The organism is Acinetobacter sp. CAU_H_78 (assembly GCF_058599365.1).
In genome coordinates this window covers 1-12,278 of record NZ_CM178652.1, presented here as the reverse complement: position 1 = coordinate 12,278, position 12,278 = coordinate 1, and the positions used below count along the sequence as shown (strand labels likewise).

Below are 12,278 nucleotides of genomic sequence, written 5' to 3'. Positions count from 1 at the left end.
ATTTTTTGGCCTATAAAGATAAATGAGCTTTATCCAATTTCCTTTATCTAATTTTTTTATAAATATATCAGTATCTTAATGTTTTAACTTGGCTACTTTGAATTACATTTCATTCGCTGTAGTTACAAAGATATACATGATTTTAAAATTATTCACCACTGATTGAGCATTCGAAATTAGTTCTTTCTACAGTACAACGTGCCCGTTTTAATACTGTCATCATGCCAGCGTCATAGATGCCCTGTTTGGTTAAATCCATGCGTCCTTCACGCAGAATTTTTTGATAACTGACCTGTTCCTCACGGCTCAGGTTCAGAATATATTTACGCGGGATTTCTGCTTCCATACGTTTCACCATCGCGAAGCTACGGGGTAACTGCTTAACAAACCATTGTCGGGAATTGGCTGCAAACTGTTCCGGAAATTTATCCGGTCGAATAATCAGATCTGCTGTGACATTGACCACCGGAAAGTTAATCATGGCTCCTTTCTGCCCCAGTCCTTTGGTCACTTCAAGAGGTTTAAAGGCATAAGCGGGTGCTGCCACAATATCCACTTCACCCTGATTAAATTTACGGATGAAATTAGAAATTTCCGAATTCACCGGTACGGCTTCTACCCGGTTCACCATAATCGTTTGGGCATAGTCATAATGTAGAACCGCAAACTTCTTGCCTTTAATATGTTCCAACTTATTCATATTACGATCACGGACAAAGATATAAGCAGGACCAATCTGGCCAATACCGGCTACTTCAAATTTTTCCTTGCCGATCTGGGTGGTCATCCGTTTGGTATTACGTTTATCCAGCACATAACTCACCGCTTTCATGGCAATATCATTATTAGGAACGCCGCCAATCGCATCAATCGAACCGGCAAATTTGTTATAAGCTCGCGCGCGCATGGATGTCATATAGAAGCCATCGCATTTTCCGGCTTTGGCATCCTGATCGACTTTGGCTTCGTCCTGATAAGCAATCAATTGAACCGTAGCCCCCCACTGCTTGCTGGCTAATGCCCATTCTTCCAGCAGTTTGAAGGATTCACCCGATTTCCCCAGTAAATCAAATACACAGACATTGACTGGGGCAGCATGTGCACTCGAAGCCCATAGGCCCAGTGCAGATAAAATTAAAAATCCTTTTTTCATTTTTATTCTACTCAATATTATTATGAACCTTGATGGCTCTATCTTTCGGTTTTTAAACAAAATAGAGTATTTACTCAAAACATAGTTCATCATATATGAATCTATAAATTTTTAAAGCCTGAACAGGATAAACTGCAACGAAGATTTTTTGTTTTCTTCCGGCTTTCCATTAGAATAGCGGCATTCTCTTTTGCCCTTGTCAGTAAGTTCAATGATTCAGTTAGACCAAGTTTCGTTACGCCGTGGTGGGCGAGTGTTATTTCAAAAAGCCTCCATGCAGCTTCATCCCGGCTGGAAAATTGGTTTAACCGGCGTGAATGGCGCAGGAAAATCTACCCTGTTTGCGGCTCTTTTAGGTGAGCTGAGTGCAGATGAAGGTTCGCTGACTCGTCCATCCGTTTGGACCGTAGCGCATATGGCTCAGGAAATTAAAGCCTTGGATATGCCAGCCATTGATTTTGTTCTGTCAGGCGATGAAGAGTATTGGGATATACAGGCTAAATTAGCGCATCCGGAACAGCTGTCCGATGCAGAATTGGCACAGCTACATGGCCGTTTTGACGAGATTCATGGCTATTCTGCTCCATCTAAAGCAGCACAGTTGATGGCTGGTTTAGGCTTTATGGATTATCAGATCCGTCTGGATGTTTCCAGCTTTTCAGGCGGTTGGCGGATGCGTCTGAATCTGGCCCGTACCCTGATGAGCCGTTCAGATCTGTTATTACTGGATGAACCAACCAACCACTTGGATCTGGATGCAATTTTGTGGCTCGAAGACTGGTTAAAGGCGTATGAAGGCACTTTGGTGCTGATCTCGCATGACCGTGATTTTCTGGATGCCGTGACGGATCATATTCTGCATATTGAGAATCAGGAACTCACCCTCTATACCGGTAATTATTCAACTTTTGAAGTAACTCGTAGTGAACGTCTGGCGCAACAACAACAGGCCTTTGAGAAACAGCAGGAAGCCCGGGCACATCTACAAAAATTTATTGACCGTTTTAAAGCCAAAGCGACCAAAGCACGTCAGGCCCAAAGTCGGATTAAAATGCTGGAGCGCATGCAGGATCTCGCCCCTGCTCATGTCGATACACCTTTTACCTTCAGTTTCCGTGAACCGACCAAAATGAGTTCACCACTTCTGGCCTTGGAACAGGCGGAAATTGGTTATGGCGATAAATCGATTGCCAGCAAAATTAACCTGCAAATTACTCCAAATTCACGTATCGGTTTACTGGGAATGAATGGTGCAGGTAAATCAACCCTGATCAAAACCTTAGTCGGAGATCTGCCCTTATTAAATGGTCAACGTAAGGCCTCAGAATTACTCAATATCGGTTATTTTGCTCAGCACCAGATGGATGCTTTGGATGCTAATGCTAGCCCAATGCTGCAACTGGCACGCATCGCCGATCCAAAAATCAGTGAAGCTTCTTTACGTTCTTTTCTCGGCAGTTTCGGTTTTAGCGGTGAGCGCATGGATACCCCATGTGAGAGTTTCTCTGGGGGTGAACGTGCCCGTTTGGCTTTGGCTTTAATTGTTTGGCAGCGTCCAAATGTACTGATTCTCGATGAACCGACGAACCATCTGGATCTGGATATGCGCCATGCCCTGACTATGGCTTTGCAGGATTTTGAAGGTGCGGTGGTACTGGTCTCGCATGAACGTCAATTGATTGCGACAGTATGTGATGAATTGCTGTTAGTACATGCCGGACATTGTACTGAATTTGAGGGCGATCTGCAGGACTATGCCAAATGGTTACGTGAAGCGCGTCAACAGCAGATCAATGCGCAGAATGCCTTGGCCAAAGCACAGGTAGTAGAAACAGAAGCTAAACCTGTGGTTGTCGCCAAAGTAGATAAAGAAGCACAGCGTAAACTGGCTGCTCAGCGTCGTGAGCAGACTCGCCCGATTCGCAAGAATATTGAAAAATGTGAAGCGCAAATCGACAAGTTACAACCGCGTCTGGCAGAAATTGAAGAATTGCTGGCAGATAGCGCTTTATATGAAGCTGCACGTAAAGATGGCTTGCTGAAACTCATGAACGAGCAAACTGAACTGAAACAGAAACTGGAAACTGCCGAAGAGCAAATGTTAGAACTGATGATGGAGCTGGAAAGTTTGGAGCAATCTTTTCAGGAAGGTTAAGTTTTAAACCTTGATTCAAATCTTAGAGATTAGCTGCAACTGGAGCTAATCTCTTTTTTTATACTTTTTATATATTGCTCTCTCCGTCTTTTCCCTCATTTCTTCGTCGAAACCGTTTTTGACATATTTTGTAGTGAATTACGCAAATCCTATATAGGTTTATTTTTTAAACACTCGGATGTCTTATTTCATACATTAATTTACAGCGATTTCTTGGCGCATAAGGCTCTAATAAAAGTGTTTTTATTTTTGGCAGCCTTGATACGAGTCTGTTTAATGTTGAACTAGAGAGAGGAAATCCGCATGCGTGCTCTTACCTATCATGGTGCTCGGGATGTACGAGTTGAATCCGTTCCAGATCCAGTGATTCAGGAACCAGATGACGTCATTTTAAGGGTGACAGCGACTGCCATCTGTGGCTCAGATCTGCATCTATACCGGGGTAAAATTCCGGCCACTGAAGATGGCGATATTTTCGGCCATGAATTTATGGGAATTGTAGAAGAAGTCGGCCCTGAAGTCACAGAAGTCAAAAAAGGCGACCGGGTCATTATTCCTTTCGTGATTGCATGTGGTCACTGTTTTTTCTGTGAACATGAGCTGATGGCTGCCTGTGAAAACACCAATACTGGCCGTGGTGCGATTATTAATAAGAAACAGATTCCACCAGGTGCCGCTCTATTTGGTTATAGCCATTTATATGGCGGTGTACCAGGCGGACAGGCAGAATATGTCCGTGTACCTAAAGGTAATGTAGGCCCATTTAAAGTACCGGGATCATTACCGGATGAAAAAGTCCTGTTCCTAACTGATATCTTGCCTACTGCATGGCAGGCTATAACCAATGCTCAGGTCACTCGCGGCTCCAGTGTTGCGATTTATGGGGCTGGTCCGGTTGGTTTACTGTCGGCTGCCTGCGCACGTATGCTGGGCGCAGAGCAAATCTTTATGGTCGATCACCACCCTTACCGCCTGCGTTTCGCCCATCAAACTTATGGTGCTATTCCGGTGAATTTTGATGAAGTTGATGCAGCTGAATATATTATTCAGAATACTGCCGGTCATCGTGGTGTTGATGCCGTCATTGATGCGATTGGTTTCGAGGCCAAAGGCAGTTTGCTTGAAACAGTGATGACCAATCTAAAAATTGAAGGTTCGAGTGGCTTTGCCCTACGTCAATGTATTGCGGCAGTACGCCGTGGTGGTGTGGTGAGTGTACCAGGCGTATATGCGGGTCCAATTCACGGCTTCCTGTTTGGTGATGCCTTTGATAAAGGACTGACCTTTAAAATGGGTCAAACGCATGTACATAAATTCCTGCCACAATTACTTGAATATGTAGAAAATGGCCAGCTGTCTCCAGAAGTGATTATTACCCATCGCATGAAACTGGAAGAAGCTGCAGAAGGCTACCGTATTTTCGATAAACGTGAAGAAGACTGCCGCAAGATTATTCTGACCCCATAAATAGAATGGTTAAAAAAATAGAAAGCGCCGTTAGGCGCTTTTTTTTATTTTTACACTTATTTTATAAATCGTATTTTTTCTATTTTCAGTTTTAAAAGTTCAGATCTATTGCCTATTATCAGATGAACTGGCTCTAGGTCACGTGATCACTAAACTTAAAAAAGAATTAAGCTATAGGATTAAAAGTTAAAAAAATCTATAACCCTATGATTTATTGATAAAAAATGAAAGTTCACTTAATTATTAAATTAATTATGTAGTTTAACTACAGTGAAGATTTTTATAATTAAAATATGTTCCACGCTGATTATTAATTAAATCTACAATATCAAAATAAAGCATTAATTTTTAAGTTATTTATATAATTTTTCATTAAAAACAGATAAAAATTCATCTGGACTGGTTGCTGTTAAAGAACATAGAGGATATGGCTCTAATCAAGCTTTTAAATTCAAAAACCTATTTTAAATTTAAAAACACTTATCCACAAGATACAGAAATTAAATTTGAATTTAAAAAATGAGAGATAAGAAAGACAATATGACTTGTGGATAAATACTATCTTATTCACATAAAAAATATGGATAACTTTTCAGTTATCCACATGATTGATCAGGGTTTAAGCAAGATTTAAAACAACACTATTCAAATATTTTTAGAAAATTTCGAAGCAACTTAATAAATCATTGAAACTTTAGGATTTCAAAAATCTAAGTTCTAGAATTTTCCATTCATCCTCTAGCTTCCAGACTTCCTGAAAACGCTGTTTATTATTTTCCAGTCCAATCAAGATCCGGCATTCGGTCTGATCTTCATTGTACTCGTATTCTTCATATTCTATGTCTGGCTTCAGCGGTTTCCATACGCCGTTTTGTACCGCATGAGCAATCCGGTCATAACGCAGATAACTTCCTTCTACGCGGCCTTCCTGTTCAAAAACCACCTGAAAGTCCTGATGTTCATAGTGGCGTAGCACATCATAGTCACCACTGTAGAATGCATTGGCCCAGATCTCACGTATTTCTTCAAGCTGGCTATCCATGGATAAACCTCTTTATAAATAAGACTAGATTCTACTGAACCAGGCTTTTTTGAAACCTAATATCAGCGGATCATTGGTCTAAAAACTACTTAGATTAAAATTATTCTAAACAGTTCATCCGGCATTAATAGAAAATTTACGTAAAAAAAGCGCCTTAAAAGGCGCTTTTTCGTTTCGATTTATTCCGATGGATCAGGTATCAATATCGGCATTCAAGGCATTTTCTTCAATGAAGGCACGACGCGGTTCCACATCATCCCCCATCAGACAAGAGAACATGCGGTCTGCTTCAATCGCATCCTGTACCGTCACTTGTAGCATGTTACGGTTTTCCGGATCCATCGTGGTTTCCCACAGCTGGTCCGCGTTCATCTCACCCAGACCTTTATAACGCTGGATCATCATGCCGCGGCGAGAGTCTTGCAGAATGTGCTGCCAAACCTGATGGAAGCTGCTGACCTGAATCTTGCGCTCACCTTTTTGTAAATAAGCACCCTCTTCAAGCAGCGTGAACCAGCTTTTCGAGTTTTTCAGTAAACGCGCATATTCACTTGAGCTGAGCAGACTAGCATCTAGCAGATAATGATGCGGCAGGTTATGCACATAAATCGTAATCCGTGGCAACCAGCTTTCTACTGTCTGACCATCAACGTCTTTTTCAAAACGTTCCAGGCTCAATTCAGGACGTAAACTTGGCTGGATTTTTTCAATCGCTGCACGCAGGTCTTCACCCCAGGTTTCCACATACGCTTTATCTTCCAGCTGATCTAGCTTGAATGCTTCCAGTGAAATCAAGGCATCCAGCAAGCTTGCAGGATAACGTACAGTTAAACGTGCCAGACTCTTCTGTGAAGTTTGATAATCGGTAATCACATTGGCCAGAGCTTCACCACGAATTGCAGGGGCATCGGCACTGATATGCAGTTCCAGCTCATCAATCGCATTCGAAATCAGGTAAGTTTCCAGTGCATCATTGTCCTTGATGTACTGTTCCTGTTTGCCTTTTTTCAGCTTGTACAACGGTGGCTGCGCGATATAGATATGACCACGCTCGACCAGCTCCGGCATTTGACGGAAGAAGAAAGTCAGCAACAATGTACGGATGTGTGAACCATCCACGTCAGCATCGGTCATGATGATGATTTTGTGATAACGAAGCTTGTCCGGGTTATATTCTTCACGACCAATACCACAGCCGAGTGCCGTAATCAGCGTACCCACTTCTGCAGAAGAAATCATACGGTCAAAACGGGCACGTTCCACGTTCAGGATCTTACCTTTTAGCGGCAGAATTGCCTGCATCTTACGGTTACGGCCCTGTTTTGCAGAACCGCCCGCAGAGTCACCTTCGACCAGGTACAGTTCAGATAAAGCTGGATCTTTTTCCTGACAATCGGCCAATTTACCTGGAAGGCCGGCGATATCGAGCGCGCTCTTACGACGTGTCATTTCGCGTGCTTTACGCGCCGCATCACGGGCACGCGCTGCATCAATGATCTTGCCTGCAATTGATTTAGCCGCCTGTGGATTCTCTAACAGATATTCAGAGAATGCCTTGTTCATGGCCTGCTCAACGGCAGATTTCACTTCACTCGATACCAGTTTTTCTTTAGTTTGTGAAGAGAATTTCGGATCCGGTACTTTCACTGACACAATGGCAGTCAGACCTTCACGCGCATCATCCCCTGATACCACAACTTTTTCTTTTTTCAGGATATTTTCACTGTCCATATAGTTATTTAAACCACGGGTCAGTGCTGCACGGAAACCGGCTAAGTGAGTACCGCCATCCTTTTGCGGGATGTTATTGGTAAAGCAGCGTACATTTTCCTGATAAGAATCATTCCATTGCAGTGCAACTTCCACACCAATGCCATTTTCCGCCTGAGTGGTGAAATGAAAAATGTCATTCAGGTGGGTTTTACCCTGATTAATGTACTTAACAAACTCAGCCAAACCACCTTCATAGTCAAAAATGTATTCGGCATTGATACGTTCATCACGTAATACGATTCGTACACCTGCATTCAGGAAGGACAGTTCACGTAAACGACGTGCCAAAATATCAACATTGAAAATGGTCTGGCTAAAGGTTTCTGCACTTGGCCAGAAACGAACGGTAGTACCCGATTGATCTGTTGTGCCTGTTTCGCGTAATTTATAAACAGGATCACCATGACGGTATTCTTGTTCATAGGTTTTTCCGGCACGGCTGATATTCAGTAGTAATTTTTCAGACAGTGCGTTGACTACGGAAACACCCACACCGTGCAGACCGCCAGAAACTTTATAGCTGTTATCATCAAACTTACCGCCAGCATGCAGGATGGTTAAAATGACTTCTGCAGCAGACACGCCTTCTTCAGGGTGAATGTCAGTCGGAATACCACGGCCATTGTCCGATACTGAAACTGATTCATCTTCATGAATAGTCACTAAAATTTCATCACAGTGACCTGCCAGCGCTTCATCAATCGAGTTATCTACGACCTCGAAGACCATGTGGTGTAAGCCGGTACCATCGTCTGTATCACCAATGTACATGCCTGGACGCTTACGTACTGCGTCTAAACCACGTAATACCTTGATGCTAGAGGAATCATAAGCTTTTTCAGTGGTTTGTTCTGTTTGAGAAGCAGCTTGATCTTCTGAACTCATGGTTTCTCCCTAGTGAAATATAGGTTTATCCAAAGATAGGTAAAAATTTAAAAACTATTGCACAACAACTTGAACTGTACCGTTTTCAACATTGAATAACTGATATGAGATAGACAGATCATGTAGGTGCTTTTGTACTGATTCATGGTCTAAAGTGGTAATAAAAACTTGACTACCAAGCTGGCTCAATCGCTCAATTAAACGTTGTTGTGCGGTTAAATCTAATTCTGCTGTCACATCATCTAATAATACCACAGTTTCCTTATTACAAGAATGCAGCATTGCGATTTGCGACAGTTTAAGTGCCATCATTAAAAGCTTTTTTTGTCCGCGAGATAAGATCACATCGGCATCCCCCAAAGGGGTCTTGAGACGCAAATCTGCGCGATGTGGACCATATTCGGTATAGCGCCGTTCTACATCTTTGTCATGATGATTGGTTAGGTCATTCAGCAGGCCATGTTCACTGTGAAAGCCGGGATTGTATTCCAGAGAGATCTCCAGATCCGGTAATAGATGCTTGAGATCATCCTCAAAAAAGGGCTTCCACTGTTCCACGATGCCGACACGTTGGGAATGCAAAATCTCACCATATTCACTCAGCATCTGGTTCCACGGTTCCAGATCAGACAAACTTAGAAAACGTTTGGATTTAAGCAGACTGTTCCGCTGTTTTAGGGCCCGTGAATAATATTGCCAGGCATGATAAAACTCTGGTTCCACGTGGAACATTAACCAGTCCAATAGCTGACGACGTGGTTTGGCACCATGATCGATAATATCGGTACTTTGTGGATCAAGCAGTTGTAATGGCAACATTTTGGCAAGCTGGCCTTGAGTCGCAATCGCATCACCATTGACCTTGATCAGCTGTTCTCCGCTGGCCATTTTTTGCATGCCGACTTTTTCAGTTTCCGATTGGGCGAACACAATCGCATCCGAGGCGCCATGCTGAATGTAATTTTTCGGGATATGGGTACGAAAGGAACGTCCTGTGGCCAGTAAATGAATAGCTTCCAGTACTGAAGTCTTGCCTGAACCATTCTGGCCATAAAAAACATTAAACGGTTGCAATCCCTTGAGTGCAACCGTTTTTAAATTTCGTACACGTTCAATATAAAGACGCGTAATATGCATAGCGTTGGCTTAGCTCAGCTGTCGCTTAGACACGCATTGGCATCACGACATAGGTCTGATCGGTATGAGATGGATCCTGAACCAGTACAGACTGATTCGCTTCAGTCATGGTCATTGATACATCTTCACCATCTAGTACACCTAGCACTTCAATCAGGTATTGCGCATTGAATGACATTTCCAGTGGTGCATCTGCATACTGGATGGCCAGATCTTCAATCGCCTCATCCTGTTCTGGGTTATTGGCACGAAGTTGTAATGAACCGGCATTAAAGTTCAGGAATACGCCACGCAGTTTTTCATTACTCAAAATAGCCACGCGTTGTAAAGATTGCTTGAACACGTCATGCGCAATAATCACATTCTTGTCGCCACCACGTGGAATCACACGGCGGTAGTCAGGGAATTTACCGTCAATCAGTTTCGTGGTGAAACGAACCGTAATATCGGCCTGTTCTTTATCACGGCTGGCCATACGAATGGTTACATTCAATAATTCACGACCAATCAGCAGAGAAAGCTGCTCATCTTCAACGCTTAATAAACGTTGCAATTCAGCGACCGCCTTACGTGGAACAATGGCTTGAATCGGTTGAGTTGCTGTCGATTGGGCTGCTGTTTCACACAGTGCCAGACGGTGACCATCTGTTGTTACCGCACGAAGCTGACTGGCGTCAATTTCAAGTAAAGTACCGGTCAGATAGAAACGCACGTCCTGCACAGCCATTGCGAAAGCCGTTTTTTCAAACAGACGCTTTAATTCGCGCTGAGTCACAGTTACTTGCGTGCCTTGGGTATTTTCAGTATTCAGTAATGGATAGTCATCCGCAGGCAAAGTACCGAGCACAAAACGACTATTTCCAGATTTCAAGATACAACGCTGGTCATCAGTAATTTGCAGGTCGATCAGGGCTGCTGATGGCAAAGATTTACAGATATCAATCAGCTTACGTGCTGGAACTGTGGTTTCACCGGCTTGCAGACATGCACCTTCAGCCAACTGTGTGCTGGCAACCAGTTCTACTTCCAAGTCGGAACCAGTGACGGTCAAAGCTTCAGCAGTCACCTGAATTTTCAGGTTTGAAAGAATATTTAAGGTATGGCGACGTTCAACCGCTCCTACGACATGTGAGAGAACATTCAGTAAGCTTTCTTTCGCGATTTTTAAACGCACGGTACATTCCTCTAAAGCTGAAGATTAATAAGATAAAAGTTGAATTTTTAGCAGTTAACTATGCGGCAAAACAGGCCGCATAGCAAGAACAGAATTTGAGCGTTTTAGGTCAACTCTGCAACAAGCGTTGCAGGTTTTTATAGTCCTCATTGAAGATCGGATCTTCCTCGCGCAGGCTCTGTACTTTTTCGCAGGCATGCATGACTGTACTGTGATCTCGACCACCAAAAGCCATACCAATTTCCGGGAAACTGTCGCCGGTCAGTTCACGTGCCAGACCCATTGCGAGCTGACGTGGACGAGCATAAATACGGGTACGTTTGGGACCCACCAACTCTTTAAGCGGAATGCGGAAATATTCACTCACGACACGCTGGATATTTTCAGTACTGATGGTACGGGCACGAATTGCGAGGACATCTTTCAAAGACTCACGTACCACATCCAGATCAATCGGCGTTCCTTTAAAACGCGAGATCGCTACCACTTTGTTTAGCGCACCTTCAAGTTCACGTACGTTCGCCACTACTTGTTGGGCGATAAATAGCGCACAGTTACGTGGTAAATCTACACCGGTGTTCTCGGCTTTTTTCAGCAAGATTTCAATTCGGGTTTCGATATCCGGTGGTTCCACACCCACAGAAAGGCCCCAGGAAAAACGTGAAACCAGACGTGGATCCAGTTCGGTCAATTCTTTAGGATAACGATCCGAGGTCAGGATAATTTGCTTCGATTCATCCAATAGCGCGTTAAAGGTATAGAAAAACTCAACCAGACTGGCTTCTTTACCTGCCAGCAAATGAATATCATCGACTAGCAAAAGATCCAGTGAACGGCAGTTTTTCTTAAACTCTTCAACCTTGCCCTGTTGTAGGGAACTGACAAAATCCTGCACAAAGCTTTCCGCGGTCATATACATCACGCGGGCATTCGGCTTGGCCTGTAATAATGCATTCCCGACGGCCTGCATCAAGTGGGTTTTACCCAGACCAGTCGGACCATATAAAAATAGCGGGTTATGCTGTGAAGCCCCAAGTTGGGTTAACACCTTACGACAGGTTTCAGCTGCCATTTGGTTAGAACGGCCTTCAACAAATAACGAGAAGGTAAATAAAGGGTTCAACTGACGTTTACGGCTATTTTTGCCTGAATCTTCTTTTTCTTTCTTAGGACGCGGCGCAGGCGCAACCACAGGTGCAGATTCCAAAGCCGCTGTTGTCGTCGCTGGCTGTTCACTGGCAGATAAAATTGCACCTGGACGCGAATCCACTAGAATTTCAACTTTACGTACGCGACCTTCAGACAGCTGTTCGGCCAAAATCGAAATCAGTTCCAGATGATGCTCTTGAATGTAGCGCGTCCAATACGGATTAGGTGCATAAAGACGCAGGGTATCGTCCAGCTCTTCCGCAACCAATGGGCGAATCCACATTGTAAAGACATTTCCAGAGAGCTCTTGTCGCAAGCGATTTAAGCAGTCTGTCCAAAGCAT

8 protein-coding genes are annotated in these 12,278 nt (G+C 43.5%); 2 read left to right on the top strand and 6 right to left on the bottom strand.

Annotated elements, in window-relative coordinates:
• Positions 1 to 148: 148 nt before the first annotated feature.
• Positions 149 to 1,153: a putative solute-binding protein gene (locus AC4MCD_RS00040; RefSeq protein WP_180004174.1), complete on the bottom strand. Its 1,005-nt coding sequence runs from the start codon at positions 1,151 to 1,153 to the stop codon at positions 149 to 151.
• Between the two features lie 211 nt (positions 1,154 to 1,364).
• On the opposite strand from AC4MCD_RS00040, the gene AC4MCD_RS00035 reads away from it, so the two are divergent.
• Positions 1,365 to 3,308: an ATP-binding cassette domain-containing protein gene (locus AC4MCD_RS00035; protein ID WP_491876327.1), complete on the top strand. Its 1,944-nt coding sequence runs from the start codon at positions 1,365 to 1,367 to the stop codon at positions 3,306 to 3,308.
• 303 nt (positions 3,309 to 3,611) lie between these two features.
• The gene (locus AC4MCD_RS00030; RefSeq protein ID WP_491876326.1) at positions 3,612 to 4,775 is read left to right on the top strand and encodes a zinc-dependent alcohol dehydrogenase; all 1,164 of its coding nucleotides are present in this window, start codon (positions 3,612 to 3,614) and stop codon (positions 4,773 to 4,775) included.
• A 694-nt stretch (positions 4,776 to 5,469) separates the two neighbouring features.
• Here the strand turns inward: AC4MCD_RS00030 and AC4MCD_RS00025 are convergent.
• The 5 genes from AC4MCD_RS00025 to dnaA all read right to left on the bottom strand — a co-directional run bounded on the left by AC4MCD_RS00025 (position 5,470) and on the right by dnaA (position 12,278).
• Positions 5,470 to 5,817: a hypothetical protein gene (locus AC4MCD_RS00025; protein WP_491876325.1), complete on the bottom strand. Its 348-nt coding sequence runs from the start codon at positions 5,815 to 5,817 to the stop codon at positions 5,470 to 5,472.
• 192 nt (positions 5,818 to 6,009) lie between these two features.
• Entirely contained in the window at positions 6,010 to 8,475 is a 2,466-nt protein-coding gene (gene gyrB / locus AC4MCD_RS00020) for a DNA topoisomerase (ATP-hydrolyzing) subunit B (RefSeq protein ID WP_491876324.1), read from the bottom strand.
• Between the two features lie 54 nt (positions 8,476 to 8,529).
• On the bottom strand, positions 8,530 to 9,612 hold the full coding sequence (recF, locus tag AC4MCD_RS00015) for a DNA replication/repair protein RecF (protein ID WP_491876323.1): 1,083 nt from the start codon (positions 9,610 to 9,612) through the stop codon (positions 8,530 to 8,532).
• 25 nt (positions 9,613 to 9,637) lie between these two features.
• Entirely contained in the window at positions 9,638 to 10,786 is a 1,149-nt protein-coding gene (gene dnaN / locus AC4MCD_RS00010) for a DNA polymerase III subunit beta (protein WP_340834916.1), read from the bottom strand.
• Between the two features lie 109 nt (positions 10,787 to 10,895).
• Entirely contained in the window at positions 10,896 to 12,278 is a 1,383-nt protein-coding gene (dnaA, locus tag AC4MCD_RS00005; protein WP_004780349.1) for a chromosomal replication initiator protein DnaA, read from the bottom strand.